Consider the following 13839-nt stretch of genomic DNA (forward strand, 5'->3'; position numbering starts at 1 on the left):
CGGCGATGTAATGGCCAGAGCGCTGCCGTGGCTGCAGCGCCGTTTCCGTGTCTGCGCCACCGCGCGTTCGACAGCGTCTGCTGCTGCGCTGCGCGTACTGGGTGTCGTCCCGGTTACGGCCGACCTCGACAACGGCATTCCGCTGCGGCTGGCGGGGATTGCGCGCTGGGTGATTCACAGTGCGCCACCGGCGGCGACCGGCGGACGCGACCTGCGTACCCGCCGCTTGCTGGCGGCACTGGCGCGACCGGGCCGGGCCAGTTTATCACAGCGCCATGTTGCACCGCGCCGACTGGCTTACATCGGGACCAGCGGCGTGTACGGCAATGCCGATGGCGCGTGGGTGACCGAGACGCGTCGGGCCGCGCCGGATTCGCCGCGCGCGCAGCGTCGTGCCGATGCCGAAGCCGCGCTGCGCGCGTTTGCGCGACGCCAGCACGTTCGCCTCGGTCTGTTGCGTGCGCCGGGCATCTACGCCGAAGGCCGTCTGCCGGAAGCGCGCGTCCGTCGCGGCGAGCCGGCGATTGCGGCGGCGGAAGACAGCTATTCGAACCATATCCATGCCGACGACCTGGCGCACGCGGTCTGTCTGGCGCTGTTCCGTGCCCGGCCGCTGCGCAGCTACAACGCCAGCGACGATGCGCCGGGCAGAATGGGGGACTGGTTCGATCAGGTGGCCGACCTGCTCGGCCTGCCAAGGGTGCCGCGCGTCAGCCGTGCAGACGCACAGGCACAGGTGTCGCCGGGGCTGCTGAGCTACCTGAACGAATCGCGCCGGCTCGACAACGCACGGATCAGGCGCGAGCTGCGGCTGCAGTTGCGCTGGCCCTGCGTCGCGGACTGGCTGGCGAGCCGCCCGGCGCAGAGCGTCCGACTGCAGGCGGGGGCCGGTCCGGTCAAGTGACCGGCTGTATGCCGGTGGCCTGCGACCAGACGACCTGCCACGTGCCATTCCGCTTTTCGTAGAGATCGGTATGCCAGTACGCGGTTCGCGGCACGTGGCGAGTTCCGAAGCTGACTTCCATGTCCGAGCGGTAGCGGAGCGCGGCTGCTTCTCCGTACAGGCGCACATCGATCGGGCCCGGTTTCCAAACGTGATAGACCAGCATTCCGGCGGCAATGGCACCGAGGTACTGGTCCCTGGACAGCGTCATGCCGACGGGTGTGACCAGCTGGAAGTCGGCCGCGTGCAACGGCGACGCCTGGGCGATGTTCCGTTCTGCCAGTGCCGCCAATCTTGCCTGCTCGACGGCACGTAGCGCATCGCACTCGCGATCGTGCAACCTGTTCTGATCTTTCGCGGTTTCGGACATCATGCCTCTCGGGCTGCAGGGAAAGTGGCTGGGCCTAGCCCGTCAGCGCCCGGCGTTCGCGTTCGAGCTGGGCAATCTGTCGCTGCAGCGCCGCTTCGGCACCGCGCGGCAGCGCGACGAACTGGCAACCGAGCAGCTGCTGCTCGCCCTGCGGCAGCAGTACGGTGCGGGTACCGCGAACCGACAGGTCGGTCTGGAAGGCGATGCCGGCACCGAGGTCGAGCGCTGCGCCGTGCAGGATCTCGCCGCGCGTCAGCTGGCCGACATTGAGGGCGCCAGCCCACAGACCGACTCCACCGAGCGAGATGTCGTGCAGGTTGAAGCTGGCGGCAGTGCCGTCGGGCAGGGTGACGCGGCAGCGGTAGGGGTTGACGATCGGCGTCTGCAGCCGGAAGAACTCGCGTCGCTGCAGTTTGACGAGCTGCTCGGGCAGGGCGGCTTCGAACGCCGACGCACCGTCGTACTCGACGATGGTCGGCGCGCCACAGACGAACTGGACCTTGACGCCGTCGGGCAGCGCGACGAACACGTTGCGCGGCGACGCCTGCAGTGCGCGGTTGATGGCGTCCTGCCCGGCCCAGTCGAAACGGAAACGCCGCGCCTTGACGTCGACGTCGAGGATGCGCGTCGTCAGCATCGACTTGCCGCGGTCGAAATAGATCGTCACGAAATCGCCGCGGTTCATCAGGTTGCGCAGCACGGCGGCGACTTCGAGCGGGTTGGACAGCGTGTACTGCGCGAGGTCGTCGCTCTCGGCCAGCGGGTGGAGGTTCGGGTCGTGCATCGGTGAAGCTTATTCCTGGACGAGGGCACGCAGATCGTGGCCGAGCACCGCGCTGCCCGCACCGTAGTTGACCAGCACGCGCAGCTTGCCCTGCTTGTCGATCAGGTAGGTGCCGGCGCTGTGGTCGACGGTGTAGTTGGCGCCGTCGCCCTGCTGCTGGACGATGACCTTGTACTGTCCGGCCACCTTGTCGACGTCCGCCTTGCTGCCGGTCAGCCCGATGAAGCGCGGATCGAACGCCGGCACGTACTGCGCCAGGACCGCGGTGGTGTCGCGCGCGGGGTCGACGCTGACGAACAGCACCTGCACCTTGTCGGCATCCGGGCCCAGCTGCTTCATCACTTCCTTGAGCTCGACCATCGTCGTCGGACAGACGTCCGGACACTGGGTGTAGCCGAAAAACAGTGCGACGGCCTTGCCGTGGAAGTCCGAGAGCTTACGCGGTTTGCCATCCTGCGCCGTCAGCGTGAAATCGCCGCCGAAACTCGCACCGGAAATGTCGCTGCCCTGGAAGCTGGTCGACTGGCCACAGGCGGCAAGCAGCAAGGCAAAGGCAACGGAAAGCAGGAGTCGGAAGGCGCGCATGATGAGCCGGTCGGAATCAAACCGCGAGTGTGCAATGGGCCGGCCTTGGCGGCAAGCAGCTTTCAACCTTACGCTATCAGTTGCGCAACGGCCGGTGTGTCCAGCGTTCCGCCCGCGGCATCCGGCGTATGGGCGATTTCGCCGAGCATCGGCGCCGGAAGGTAGCGCTTCAGCCAGTCGAGGTTGTCGGCGTAGCGGTCCATGTTCGGATCGATACGGTTGGCGATCCAGCCGGCCAGCGGCAGCCCGGCGGCGGCGACGGCATTGGCCGACAGCAGTGCGTGGTTGAGACAGCCGAGGCGCATGCCGACGACGAGGATCACCGGCGCGTTGAGGCGCTGCGCCAGTACCTGCATGTCGGCCTCGTCGGTCAGCGGCGCGTGCCAGCCGCCGGCGCCTTCGATCAGCAGCACGTCGGTCAGCGTCTGCAACTGCGCTGCGCAAGCGGCGAGGTGGTCGAGCGAGACCGTGATTCCGGCTTCGCGGGCCGCGAGATGCGGCGAAATCGGCGGCGCAAAACGGTAGGGGCTGGCCAGTTCGTCCGGGACAGGGACATTGCCGGCAGCGCGGTGCGCTTCGACGTCGGCGTTGACGAGTTCACCGTCAACCGTGGTGCAGCCCGAGGCGACCGGTTTCATCGCCACCGCACGCAGCCCGTGCGCGGCAAAGCCGCGCAACAACTGGCAGGTGGCGACGGTCTTGCCGACGTCGGTATCGGTGCCGGTGATGAAGAAGGTGTTCATGACCGCTCCTCGCGCGCGTCGAGCTTGCGCGCATGACCGCGGGCCAGGTCGGCCGGATACTTTTCGGCGTTGAGCGCCAGCTTGCGCTCGACCACCGCGTTCAGGTCCAGCCCGGCGACGTCGGCCAGCCGCAGCAGGTACAGCAACACGTCGGCGACTTCCTCGCCCAGCCGGGTGGCGAACCCGGGGTCGGCACACAACGATTGCGACTGCTCCGGCGTCAGCCACTGGAACAGTTCGAGCAGTTCGGCCGCTTCGACCGACAGCGCGCTGGCGAGGTTTTTAGGAGTATGGAACTGGTCCCAGTCGCGCTCGGTGCTGAAGGCGCGCAGGCGGGTTTGTAGTTCATCGATATTCATGGGCGATAGGTGTTCGTGAGAGGCTTGCGTACTGGGGCGGTTCTGCGGCTGAGGCTACATCGCATCGTGAAGCGTGTGGAGGTGCTCGATGGCGATCCGTTCAGTCATAGTGGCTTCTGGCCAGTCCGGATCGGCAAACACCGATTCGATATGCTCAAACACGCAAATGACGATCGCGAGTTGTTCCTTGGTGAGCAAGGCCAGCCTTGCCGCCGTCTTGGCGCCAAGGCTGTTTTTTAGCGGGTGCGGTGAGAGCGAACCGATCAGGTGGTCGGTGACGACATCGAGACCGACGGGATCGTCGAGGGCTGCGATCAAATAGGCGGGCAGCCAATAGTGGTAGGCTGCCGGCGTAAAGAAAATACAGAGAGCGGATTCTTGCCGCCTGAGCTGATCGACGCTATGGCCTTGCCAGCGTGTTCCAGCGAAATAGTCGGCGACGCCGTCGTCGTTTGATTGTACGGAAATATGCGCTTTTTCCGGACGCGGGATGCCCCGCCACGCATTCTCTATGCGTTGTACAAGCTTTTGTTTCTCCTCGCTGTTCAAGCGATCCCTCGATGCAATAGCGCAATCATGCGGGCTGCAAAACCGCGCTGCTGCCGTTCAGTTGCACCGCCACCGGTGCCCCGATGCGGAGCTGGTCGACGTCGGCGCTCAGCGTTGCCACCGTGTCGTTGCCGATGGCGACGGTGACGCGCCAGAGCACGTCGGCAGGTTCGATGGCGAGGACGGTTCCTGAGAGCGCGTGGCGGCCACCGGGTGTCGGCGGCAGCAGCACGTCGCGCGGCGTGCCGAGCGCGGCGACCTTGCCCGGTTCGAGCACGGCAACGCGGTGCGCCAGCCGGAACACGTCACCGAGGTCGTGGCTGACGATGACCGTTGTCAGTTGCACCGTGTGCAGGATCTCGTCGATTTCCTCGCGCAGCGCGACGCGCAGGGCAGGATCGAGCGCCGACAGCGGTTCGTCCATCAGCAGCAGTTGCGGTTCCTGCGCCAGCGCCCGGGCCAGTGCGACACGCTGGCGCTGGCCGCCGGAGAGCTGGTGCGGGTAGCGTTCGGCCAGCGGCGCCAGCCGGGTCAGCGCGAGCAGCTCGTCCAGCCGGTTCCGGTTCGGGGTCGGCTGGGCAAAGGCGAGGTTGTCGCGGACGCGCATGTTCGGAAACAGTGCGTAGTCCTGAAACACGTAACCGACACGGCGTTCGCGCGCGGGGGCGTGCACGCGGCGCCCGGTGTCGCACCAGACGGTGTCGCCGAACGCGATCCGGCCCTGGTCGGGGCGGGCAAGGCCCGCGATCAGCCGCAACAGCGTCGTTTTGCCGACGCCGGACGGACCGTACAGCGCCAGCCGTTCGCCCGGGGACAGCGCCAGCTCGACGTGCAGCGGACGCGGGCCTTCCGGCGTCGGGATCGTGTGGGTCAGCGCCAGGTTCAGCATGGCCGGGTCTCGTGGCGCGACTGGATCAGCCTCAGCAGCAGCAGCACGACGAAGGCGAACGACACCAGCACCAGCGCGTAGCTGTGCGCGCCGGCGTAGTCGAGCGCCTCGACCTTGCGGTACAGCGCGATCGATGCGACCTGGGTGTCGCCGGTCACGCCGCCACCCAGCATCAGCACGACGCCGAATTCGCCGACGGTATGCGCGAACGCCAGTACGGTGCCGGACAGCAGGCCGGCACGGGCGTTGGGCAGGATCACCCGGGTCAGGATCGTGCCTTCGGTCTTGCCGAGCGTGCGTGCGGCGTCGATCAGGTTGGACGGCAACTGGCGGAATGCCGCCACCAGCGGTTGCAGCATGAAGGGCAGACTGAAGATCACCGAGCCGATGACGAGGCCGCTGAAGGTGAACACGAGCTTGAGCCCGAGCACGTCCTGCAGCCAGCGGCCGGTAAACGACACCGGGCTGAACGAGACCAGCAGATAGAAACCGAGCACGGTGGGCGGCAGCACCAGCGGCAGGTTGCACAGCGTCTCGACGATCGGGCGCAGCGGCGATCGGCCGAACGCCAGCCAGCGGGCCAGCGGAATTGCGAGCACGATCAGGACCATCGTGGTGATCGTGGCCAGCTTGAGCGTCAGCCAGAACGGCTGGATGTCGGCCGCCTGCAGCGCGATCACGCGGTTTCCACCGCCATCTCGTTGGCCTTGACCAGCCATTCGACGTCGTCGCCGATGCGCAGGCCGAGCCGTTGCGCCGAGCCGGTCGTGATGACCGAGGCAATGCGCTGGCCGTGCCAGTCCAGCTGCACGCGCGTCAGCACGCTGCCGCTGTCGAGGCCCACGACGCGTGCGCCATGGCGGTTGCGCAGGCTGATCTCGCCGCTGAGGTGCTTGGCCAGCGCGACTTCGGTTTCCTTGCAGGCGAGCACGACCGCGGCGCCGACCGTCAGGGCGACTTCACCGACGATGGTGGCGACCAGCGGCAGGCCGCTGCGGGCCGCGGCTTCGGCCTCGATCAGCGTCATGCCGGCGCCGTGCTCGACCCGGGTCAGGGTAGCGGGGATGCGGTTCATGGCAGCTTGTAGCCGGCCTGCTTGAAGATGTCCTGCGCCTTTGGCGAGAACAGGAACTGGTAGAAGCGCTTCGCGTCCGCCGTATCGTGGTCGGCGGAGTACTTGAGCAGCGCGGCGCGCTGGGCGATCGGCTCGTACGCGGCGGCCGGCAGCTCCAGCCAGCGGCCCTTGCCCTGCATTTCGGTCGACAGTACGACGGACTTGGCGGTGAAGCCGAGATCGGCGGCGCGGGTCGAAATGAACTGGTTGGTCTGGCCGATGCTTTCGCCGAACACCAGCTTGGAATGGGTTGCCTCGGTCAGCTTGAAGTGCGCCAGCGTCTGCACTGCGGCACGGCCGTAGGGCGCGGTTTCCGGATTGGCGACGGCGATGCGCTCGATGCCCGGCTCGCGGACCAGTTTGTCCCACTGCTTGAGATCGAGGTCCTTCAGCGTCCACAGCACCAGCGCGCCATGCGCATAGACCTTGCTCGGTTCGAGCGTCAGGCCGGCGGCATCGAGTTTCTGCGGGTAGTTCGCGTCGGCGGACAGGAAAACGTGGAAGGGGGCGCCATTGCCGATCTGGGCGAAGAACTTGCCCGATGCGCCATAGCTCGGGTTCACGTCGAGCCCGGTCTCGGCCTTGTAGGCCCTGGCCAGATCGTCAAACGTGTACTGCAGGTTGGCGGCAACGGCGACGTTGATCGGCGCGGCCCACGCGGGCGAGAGTGCGGCAAAGGCCAGACCGGCGAAGAGAAAGCGGAGCGAGCGCATGTTTCTTTCCTTGTATGACGTCGGGTTCAGTATATCGGCGCTGGCGGCGCACGTGCGATACGCCGGACGATCTAGTCAGGCCGAATGGTGTTCCAGCGTGAAGCCGGCGCCGGTATCGAGTGCCAGTGCGTCGGCCAGCAGCGGCATCACCGGTTTCAGCGTGTCGGCGAGCGTATACGGCGGGTTGACGATGAACATGCCGCTGCCGTGCATGCCGAAGCCGTCGGCCGACGGCGATTGCACCTGCAGACGCACGTCGAGCCAGCCTTTGGCCGGCAGCTTTTTCAGTGCTTCGGGCAGCTCGCGCGATTCGGCGCGCTGCAGCGTCGGATACCAGATGGCGAACGTGCCGGTGGCAAAGCGCCGCAGGCCTTCTTCCATCGCCTTGACCACGGTGCGGTAGTCGCCCTTGTCCTCGTACGGCGGGTCGATCAGCGTCAGGCCGCGGCGCGGCGGCGGCGGCAGTACCGATTTCAGGCCGTTGAACCCGTCGCCGAGCTGGACCTGTGCCTGCCGGCCCAGCGTCTCGCAGTTGGCTTCGAGCAGCTTGCTGTCGCTCGGGTGCAGTTCGAACAGCCGCAGCTTGTCGTCGCGGCGCATCACCGCCTGCGCGACCAGCGGCGAACCCGGGTAGAACGCCAGCTTGCCGTCCGGATTGAAACGGCGGACCACCTCGACGTAACGCGCCAGCGCTTCGGGCAGGTCATTGCGTTGCCACAGCCGGGCAATGCCGCCCTCGAACTCGGCGTTCTTCGCCGCATAACCCTCGGTCAGCTGGTACAGGCCGGCGCCGGCGTGGGTATCGACATACCAGTAGGCCTTGTCCTTCTGGTTCAGATAGCTCAGCAGCTCGACGAGGATGAAATGCTTGAGGACGTCGGCGTGGTTGCCGGCGTGGAAGGCGTGGCGGTAGCTGAGCATGGGAAGACCTTTTGCAAAGACGGGATTTTCCGGCATTGGGCGCCGCTTGCCAAACCGCGGACGCCTGCCGGGCGGTTCGCGCGTGATCAGACGTGGAAAAAAGTGCCGTCGTCGGGCCGGTGAGGGCGCGTTCCTTACGAAATGATTTTGACTTTTTTGTGATTTTTCTGACATCAATCCTGTTTTTTCTGCTGAATGGGGTTTGTGATGACGATGTTCCGTGCCGTTCCCGCTCTGATGCTTGCAGGCCTTTGTGCCGGCCCTGCCTTGGCCGATGTCAACGGCAGCGACCTGATGCTGAGTGGCGGCTACATGTCGGTGATGTCGCCGCTCCTGTCGGTCACCGGCAAACCGGTTCAGGCTTCGGGCGCGCTCGCGGCGGGCGTGGTGCTGACCGTGGTGGGTCTGGGGTATGGCGCAGGCGAGGTGAGCGCCGTGACCGTCGAAAAGGCCAGCGATGGCAGCCGGTACGTCATCAACGCCAGCGAAGCCAGGCTCAAGGCGCTCGGCGTTGCAGTCGGGACGTCGGTTCGCGTCACCGCCGAGAGTACCGGCTATGTCCTGGTTGCTTCGGGGCAGATGCTGGCCTTCATCCCGAACGAAGTCGGCACCGCCCTGCTGCACCAGTCCCGCGTTTCCGCAGGCAAGGCGCAGTGATGCGCTGCTCGAAACTCGTCCTGGCGGCGTGGCTGGGGGTCGCTGCCGCCTCGGCCTGGGCCGGCCGTCCCTGCAGCGAGGCACCGCCGAAACCCGAAGTCTTCAGGAAGGCCATGGCTGCCGGATACGCCAGCCAGCAAAAGCTCGAGCAGCTCCAGCCGCAGCCGACGGTCGCACTGATCGCCCGCGTCGGTCAGGATCTGTCCGAATACCGGATGCGCTACTCGCACATGGCGTTCGTGTGGCGCGATCCGAAGGAAAACGGGCAGTGGCGGGTTGCGCACCTGCTCAACGAGTGCGGTACGGCGAAGTCGGATCTCTGGCGCGAAGGGCTGGGCAACTTCTTCATGGACGATATGTTTGCCTACGATGCGCTGATTCTGGTGCCGTCGCAGCCGGTACAGGAGCGCCTGCAGGCGTGGCTGTCCAACCCGGCCGCCATGCAGCAGTTGCGCGGAGACCGATACAGCATGGTGGCTTACCCGTTCTCGACCAAGTACCAGAACTCGAACCAGTGGGTGCTCGAGGGGCTCGCGGCGGCCATGAGCAGGGATGTCGACATCGTGGCGCGGCCGCAGGCGCAGCAGTGGTTGAAGCTGACCGGTTACCAGCCCAGCGACCTGCAGATCGGCACCTTCAAGCGGCTCGGCGGACGTCTTTTCAGGGCCAACGTCGCGTTCGACGATCATCCGACCGACCGCCGGATGAGCGGGCATATCGACACGGTCACGGTGGATTCCGTCGTGGCGTTCCTGCTGCGGCAGAACAAGGAAAGCCGCACCTATGTCGTCGAGGCAAAGCCACTGCCGCCGCTGTAGCGGTGCCGGCCCCGTCAGTGGCCGGCGTAGACCGATGCCGCGCGCAGACGCCGGGCAATGCCGGCCGCGATCACGCAGGCGGGCAGCAGCGCCAACAGCAGCTGGACCTGCCCGGTCATCTCCAGCACCATCAGTGCCGACATCACCGGTGCGTGCGTCGTTGCGGCAAGGAACACGCCCATGCCCGCGATCGTGAACAGCTGGCCGCTGCCGGGAACGAGCGGGGCGGCCAGGTGGGTCAGCAACTGGCCGAAGGCGGCGCCGACCAGCAGTGTCGGTGTGAACACGCCGCCGGGCGCGCCGGAGCCGATGCTGCCGGCCACGGCGATCAGCTTGCACAGCAGGATCAGTACGACGATCTGCCACGTCGCCGGCTCCAGCAGCAGCGCCTGCACCGCGCTGTAGCCGTTGCCCCAGGCTTCGGGCCGCAGCACCGACACCAGTCCGACCACGAGGCCGCCGGCGGCCAGTGTCAGCGGTTGTGGCCAGCCCAGCCGGGCAAAGGCAACCTTGCTGCCGTCGAGCCAGAACAGGAACAGCGGTCCGAGTACGCCGGCCACGACGCCGGCCAGCGCGACCAGTGCCAGCCCGGTCGTATCGAGCGGGGTGCTCGCGGCCACCTGATACAGCGTTGCGTCGCCGGCCAGCGCATGGGTGATCAGCGCCGATGTGACGGCGGCAAGGATCACCGGTCCGATCGCCGCCAGCGCGAGCGAGCCCAGCAGTACCTCGGCAATGAACAGCGAGCTCGCCAGCGGTGCGTGGTAGGCCGCGGCAAACCCCGCCGCGACGCCACAGGCGACCGTCAGTTTCAGGTCGATCAGGTGGCGCCAGCGGGCACCGATGAAGGAGCAGGCCAGCGCGGCGAGCAGCACCATCGCCCCTTCGCGGCCGACCGCGCCACCGGCAACGACGACCAGAAAGCACGCGCCTACCTTGCCCAGCCCGCCGCGCAGATCGAGCCGGCCGTCGCCGATGGTCACCGCCTCGATGTAGTCGTCCGCATGGCGCACCGGCGTGGCGCGCGACCGGTTCCACCGCCACAGCAGCGTGCCGGCCGCCAGACCGCCCAGCATCGGCGTGACGATGCGCTGCCATGCCGGCAATCCGCGTGCGGCCGCGACCAGCCCGTCGCTATGACCGTACAGCCACGTTTCGGCGTGTTCGAGCACCTGATGGAAGACCCAGACCGCCAGTGCACCGATCACGCCGGCGGCAATCGCAGCGAGTACGCGCAGCAGTTGCGGATCAAGCCGGCCGGCCGGGCCGGAGCGCAGTTTGGCCAGTCGCACGGAGGCGGGCATCGGATTCTCGCGGTTCGTGCCGGTCTGGCACGCGGCTCTACTTTAAAGCCTGCCGGCGTTCTTTTCATCGTCGCGGTGGCGGACCGGACTGCCGGCGCAGGGGATGGCAGGGGATGAAAAAACCACGCGGTGCGCGTGGCTTGTGTGCTGTGGCGGGCTTCAGGTGCTGCTGTGCAGCAGCTTGAACGCGTGGGTCCACTCGTTGCGCAGGAAGCCCGGAATGCACCACAGCATGCACAGCGGTTCGATCGCACGCGCGGCTTCGGCCGTACCCATGTCGGCCACCTCCCAGCCGAACTGGTCGAGCAGGCCACCGACCGTCTGCTTTGCACCGGCATCGTTGCCACAGATGAACATGGTCGGTTTTCCGCCCGGAAACTGCGGGTTGACCATGCGGTTGTTGCCGACCGAGTTGAATGCCTTGACGAAATGCACGCCGGCAAACTGCCGCTGGTGCCGCTCCAGCAGCGAATCGTCGAGGTTGGTGAAGAACCTGAGCACGCCGTTGTCCGGCGGTGCGTCGGCGATAGGGTTGGTGGTGTCGATGACCGGCTTGCCGGCGAGATTTGCGGCGCCCGCAGCGTCCAGCACGGCCGCTGCTGCATCTCCCTTGACGGCAAGGACGACGACATCGCCGAAAGCCGCGGTCTCGGCAAAGCTGCCGGTCCGGCCTTGCGGGTGGTCGCCGGCCCATTGCGCCAGCTTTTGCGTGTCGCGCGTACCGACCATCGTGTCATGGCCATGCTGGAGGAAACCGCTGGCCAGTGTCTTGGCCACATCGCCCGATCCGAGAACTCCGATTTTCATTGCAACGCTCCTGTGATTGAGTTGCCGCTTTCCGGACGGCGGTCCACCGATGCCGGGCGGCGCACCGCTGCGGCTCATCCGCGCCGATGCCGTCGTCATGGTGGCGTATGCCGCCGGGCCGGGCGTTGGCCGAGCTTGCCCTTGACGTAACTGCAACGAAGCCGGCAAGCCGTGGCGCGCGGCGGTTCGTGCCGCCGGCCACGCTGCAGGATCGCGTGCTCGCGCGGCGCATCGCTTACAATCGGCCGATGAACACCACTCCGTACGCCACGCTCACACCCGATACCGTGCTCGATTCGCTCGATGCCGTCGGCCTTGCCACCTCCGGCCATCTGCTGACGCTGAACAGCTTCGAGAACCGCGTCTTCCAGGTCGGCATCGACGATGGCGCGCCGCTGATCGCCAAGTTCTATCGCCCGGGGCGCTGGAGCGACGCGCAGATCCTCGAGGAACACGCGTTCACCGCCGAGCTGGCGGCACTGGAAATTCCGGCCGTGCCGCCGCTGGAAATCAACGGCCGCACGCTGAACACCGGCATCGACGGCTTCCGTTTCGCGGTCTTCCCACGTCAGGGCGGTCGTGCGCCGGAGCTCGACCGTGAGGGCACGCTTGAATGGCTGGGCCGCTTCCTCGGCCGCATCCATGCCGTCGGCGGAACGCGGCCGTTCGAACACCGGCCGGCGCTGACGCCGGCGTCATTCGGCGAAACGCCGAGCCGCTGGCTGATCGACTCGGGCTTCATTCCGCTCGAGCTGAAGACGGCCTACCAGCAGGTAATCGTCGATGCGCTGGCGAGTGTATCGCAAGCGTTTGAACGCGCTGGCAACGTCAAGGCGATCCGGCTGCACGGCGACTGCCACCTCGGCAACGTGCTGTGGACGGACGGCGGCCCGCACTTCGTCGACTTCGACGACGCGCGCAGCGGCCCGGCGGTGCAGGACCTGTGGATGCTGCTGTCGGGGGAACGGCACGAACGCATTTCGCAGCTGGCCGACCTGCTTGCCGGTTACGAGGACTTCTGCGATTTCGACGCGCGCGAGCTGCATCTGGTCGAGGCCATGCGCACCTTGCGGCAGATCCACTACGCCGGCTGGCTGGCCCAGCGCTGGGACGATCCGGCCTTCCCGGCGGCATTTCCGTGGTTCAACACCATGAACTACTGGCAGGAACACATCTACGCGCTGCGCGAGCAGATCGAGGCGATGGCCGAGCCGCCGCTGTGGCCGGTTTGAGCCTGGTTGCGGTGCCAGATCTATTTTTCCGACGAAGAATTGCCATGATTCGCATGTTGTTTGCGACCGTTTTAGCGCTCGGCCAGATGCCGGTTTGGGCAGATGACAGCCCGCAGCCCATGGCGACCATGGTTCAACCGCGCGTACCCACTCGACCGGAGTATCCGAAAACATCCCGCGAGAAAGGCGAAGAAGGTCTGGTGCAGGTCTTGGTCAACGTGCGGAAGGATGGCAGTGTTGAAGACACCTCGATCAGGCTCAGCTCGGGATTTCCGGCGCTGGATGCCTCGGCGCAGAAATACGCCGCATCGCTTCGGTATGTTCCGGCCAAGCTGAAAAGCGGCGAATCAATCGGGACGAAGGTCATTGTGCCGATCGATTTCAAGCTTAATGACAATCGCGACGCCTTCAAACTGGATAAATTTGCCGATCCCGACGTACTGATGATCCGCATCGGCAAGATATATACCGGCTTGGGACGTGATCTTGGTGCGGCAGTACTGCGGCAAGCGGCCGCTGCGCCCCGGTTCATCATTCTGGATTTGCGTGGCAATACCGGCGGCACGATGTACGATGCTGTCGTGCTTGCGTCGGCGTTTCTGCCCGACGGGCTCACGCTGGCGACGCTGAAACGCAGTGACAAAGATGCGCCAGTTCGTCTCCGGTCCGGCTCTGACTTTTACAAGAAATTCTACAAAACACCCGACCCGCTCGCGGAACTCCCAGCCTATTTCAAGACCGTGCCGGTAGGGGTGTTGGTGAATCAGAAAACAGCGTGGTCTGCCGAGCTTGTCGCCTCCGCTTTGCAGCATTACCAAAGGGCGACGATCGTTGGCAGCAACACTGCCGGTGATGCTTCGATGCTGTTGGGCCAGTTCAGGGTTGAATGGCTTGATGCCGGCAGCAGGTCGATCGCCGGCCGTGGCGTTGTTCCCGATGTGCCGTGGCACAGCTTGAACATTGGTGAGGAGATGCCCGATATCGCCGTTGTCGAAGCCGTGTCGGTCTATCTTGAGCGGATGTCGGCACCGGCAGCTAGTACGGACTGACA

At 66.1% G+C, this 13839-nt stretch carries 18 protein-coding genes; 5 read left to right on the forward strand and 13 right to left on the reverse strand.

The annotated features are described in order from the left end of the window. Window positions 1-10: 10 nt before the first annotated feature. Complete coding sequence (locus IE097_RS02595; RefSeq protein WP_189458697.1) at window positions 11-904, forward strand: Rossmann-fold NAD(P)-binding domain-containing protein; 894 nt, start codon at window positions 11-13, stop codon at window positions 902-904. Here the strand turns inward: IE097_RS02595 and IE097_RS02600 are convergent. The 11 genes from IE097_RS02600 to IE097_RS02650 all read right to left on the reverse strand — a co-directional run bounded on the left by IE097_RS02600 (window position 897) and on the right by IE097_RS02650 (window position 7970). Beyond that, window positions 897-1316 carry a nuclear transport factor 2 family protein gene (locus tag IE097_RS02600; RefSeq protein ID WP_229797383.1) on the reverse strand — a complete coding sequence of 140 codons (420 nt, stop codon included), beginning with the start codon at window positions 1314-1316 and terminating at the stop codon, window positions 897-899. The genes IE097_RS02595 and IE097_RS02600 overlap by 8 nt on opposite strands. 31 nt (window positions 1317-1347) lie before the next feature. Continuing rightward, window positions 1348-2097: a flagellar brake protein gene (locus tag IE097_RS02605; protein WP_189458568.1), complete on the reverse strand. Its 750-nt coding sequence runs from the start codon at window positions 2095-2097 to the stop codon at window positions 1348-1350. 9 nt (window positions 2098-2106) lie between these two features. Next, window positions 2107-2682, reverse strand: coding sequence for an SCO family protein (locus IE097_RS02610; protein WP_189458569.1), 576 nt, complete (start codon window positions 2680-2682; stop codon window positions 2107-2109). A gap of 68 nt (window positions 2683-2750) precedes the next feature. Further along, a complete protein-coding gene (gene bioD, locus IE097_RS02615) occupies window positions 2751-3425 on the reverse strand; it encodes a dethiobiotin synthase (protein ID WP_189458570.1) in 675 nt (224 codons plus the stop codon). After that, window positions 3422-3784 (reverse strand): nucleotide pyrophosphohydrolase, encoded by a 363-nt coding sequence (locus IE097_RS02620; RefSeq protein WP_189458571.1) that lies wholly within the window; start codon window positions 3782-3784, stop codon window positions 3422-3424. Before IE097_RS02620 ends, bioD begins: the two co-directional genes overlap by 4 nt. 54 nt (window positions 3785-3838) lie before the next feature. Continuing rightward, complete coding sequence (locus IE097_RS02625) at window positions 3839-4333, reverse strand: DUF6714 family protein (RefSeq protein ID WP_189458572.1); 495 nt, start codon at window positions 4331-4333, stop codon at window positions 3839-3841. Between the two features lie 25 nt (window positions 4334-4358). Beyond that, a complete protein-coding gene (locus IE097_RS02630; protein WP_189458573.1) occupies window positions 4359-5222 on the reverse strand; it encodes a sulfate/molybdate ABC transporter ATP-binding protein in 864 nt (287 codons plus the stop codon). Continuing rightward, a complete protein-coding gene (gene modB / locus IE097_RS02635; RefSeq protein WP_229797384.1) occupies window positions 5216-5902 on the reverse strand; it encodes a molybdate ABC transporter permease subunit in 687 nt (228 codons plus the stop codon). The genes IE097_RS02630 and modB overlap by 7 nt, the downstream gene beginning before the upstream one ends. Next, window positions 5899-6297, reverse strand: a complete 399-nt coding sequence (locus IE097_RS02640; RefSeq protein ID WP_229797385.1) for a TOBE domain-containing protein — start codon at window positions 6295-6297, stop codon at window positions 5899-5901. The genes modB and IE097_RS02640 overlap by 4 nt, the downstream gene beginning before the upstream one ends. Beyond that, the gene (modA, locus tag IE097_RS02645; protein WP_189458575.1) at window positions 6294-7049 is read right to left on the reverse strand and encodes a molybdate ABC transporter substrate-binding protein; all 756 of its coding nucleotides are present in this window, start codon (window positions 7047-7049) and stop codon (window positions 6294-6296) included. Before modA ends, IE097_RS02640 begins: the two co-directional genes overlap by 4 nt. 75 nt (window positions 7050-7124) lie before the next feature. Next, entirely contained in the window at window positions 7125-7970 is an 846-nt protein-coding gene (locus tag IE097_RS02650) for a 23S rRNA (adenine(2030)-N(6))-methyltransferase RlmJ (RefSeq protein WP_189458576.1), read from the reverse strand. A 267-nt stretch (window positions 7971-8237) separates the two neighbouring features. Here IE097_RS02650 and IE097_RS02655 point away from each other — a divergent pair, with 267 nt between their 5' ends. After that, window positions 8238-8627: a hypothetical protein gene (locus tag IE097_RS02655; protein ID WP_189458577.1), complete on the forward strand. Its 390-nt coding sequence runs from the start codon at window positions 8238-8240 to the stop codon at window positions 8625-8627. Then, a complete protein-coding gene (locus tag IE097_RS02660) occupies window positions 8627-9445 on the forward strand; it encodes a DUF2145 domain-containing protein (RefSeq protein ID WP_189458578.1) in 819 nt (272 codons plus the stop codon). Before IE097_RS02655 ends, IE097_RS02660 begins: the two co-directional genes overlap by 1 nt. Before the next feature lie 14 nt (window positions 9446-9459). Here the strand turns inward: IE097_RS02660 and IE097_RS02665 are convergent, their stop codons facing one another. Further along, window positions 9460-10749, reverse strand: coding sequence for a chloride channel protein (locus IE097_RS02665; RefSeq protein ID WP_189458579.1), 1290 nt, complete (start codon window positions 10747-10749; stop codon window positions 9460-9462). A gap of 159 nt (window positions 10750-10908) precedes the next feature. Beyond that, entirely contained in the window at window positions 10909-11556 is a 648-nt protein-coding gene (locus tag IE097_RS02670) for an NADPH-dependent F420 reductase (RefSeq protein WP_189458580.1), read from the reverse strand. Window positions 11557-11804: 248 nt separating this feature from the next. Here IE097_RS02670 and IE097_RS02675 point away from each other — a divergent pair, with 248 nt between their 5' ends. Both IE097_RS02675 and IE097_RS02680 read left to right on the forward strand, forming a co-directional pair. Beyond that, a complete protein-coding gene (locus tag IE097_RS02675) occupies window positions 11805-12788 on the forward strand; it encodes a serine/threonine protein kinase (protein ID WP_189458581.1) in 984 nt (327 codons plus the stop codon). Window positions 12789-12832: 44 nt separating this feature from the next. Then, window positions 12833-13837 carry a TonB family protein gene (locus tag IE097_RS02680; protein ID WP_189458582.1) on the forward strand — a complete coding sequence of 335 codons (1005 nt, stop codon included), beginning with the start codon at window positions 12833-12835 and terminating at the stop codon, window positions 13835-13837. Window positions 13838-13839 lie beyond the last annotated feature (2 nt).

It is taken from the genome of Jeongeupia chitinilytica (assembly GCF_014652315.1).
Lineage (GTDB): Bacteria > Pseudomonadota > Gammaproteobacteria > Burkholderiales > Chitinibacteraceae > Jeongeupia > Jeongeupia chitinilytica.

What these genes read in the sequence shown, in the direction of transcription:
- IE097_RS02610 (WP_189458569.1), bottom strand. Translation starts at nt 2,682, where the DNA reads ATGCGCGCCTTCCGACTCCTGCTTTCCGTTGCCTTTGCCTTGCTGCTT.
- bioD (WP_189458570.1), bottom strand. Translation starts at nt 3,425, where the DNA reads ATGAACACCTTCTTCATCACCGGCACCGATACCGACGTCGGCAAGACC.
- IE097_RS02650 (WP_189458576.1), bottom strand. Translation starts at nt 7,970, where the DNA reads ATGCTCAGCTACCGCCACGCCTTCCACGCCGGCAACCACGCCGACGTC.
- IE097_RS02620 (WP_189458571.1), bottom strand. Translation starts at nt 3,784, where the DNA reads ATGAATATCGATGAACTACAAACCCGCCTGCGCGCCTTCAGCACCGAG.
- IE097_RS02680 (WP_189458582.1), top strand. Translation starts at nt 12,833, where the DNA reads ATGATTCGCATGTTGTTTGCGACCGTTTTAGCGCTCGGCCAGATGCCG.
- modA (WP_189458575.1), bottom strand. Translation starts at nt 7,049, where the DNA reads ATGCGCTCGCTCCGCTTTCTCTTCGCCGGTCTGGCCTTTGCCGCACTC.
- IE097_RS02600 (WP_229797383.1), bottom strand. Translation starts at nt 1,316, where the DNA reads ATGATGTCCGAAACCGCGAAAGATCAGAACAGGTTGCACGATCGCGAG.
- IE097_RS02670 (WP_189458580.1), bottom strand. Translation starts at nt 11,556, where the DNA reads ATGAAAATCGGAGTTCTCGGATCGGGCGATGTGGCCAAGACACTGGCC.
- IE097_RS02630 (WP_189458573.1), bottom strand. Translation starts at nt 5,222, where the DNA reads ATGCTGAACCTGGCGCTGACCCACACGATCCCGACGCCGGAAGGCCCG.
- IE097_RS02665 (WP_189458579.1), bottom strand. Translation starts at nt 10,749, where the DNA reads ATGCCCGCCTCCGTGCGACTGGCCAAACTGCGCTCCGGCCCGGCCGGC.
- IE097_RS02640 (WP_229797385.1), bottom strand. Translation starts at nt 6,297, where the DNA reads ATGAACCGCATCCCCGCTACCCTGACCCGGGTCGAGCACGGCGCCGGC.
- IE097_RS02675 (WP_189458581.1), top strand. Translation starts at nt 11,805, where the DNA reads ATGAACACCACTCCGTACGCCACGCTCACACCCGATACCGTGCTCGAT.
- IE097_RS02660 (WP_189458578.1), top strand. Translation starts at nt 8,627, where the DNA reads ATGCGCTGCTCGAAACTCGTCCTGGCGGCGTGGCTGGGGGTCGCTGCC.
- IE097_RS02605 (WP_189458568.1), bottom strand. Translation starts at nt 2,097, where the DNA reads ATGCACGACCCGAACCTCCACCCGCTGGCCGAGAGCGACGACCTCGCG.
- IE097_RS02595 (WP_189458697.1), top strand. Translation starts at nt 11, where the DNA reads ATGGCCAGAGCGCTGCCGTGGCTGCAGCGCCGTTTCCGTGTCTGCGCC.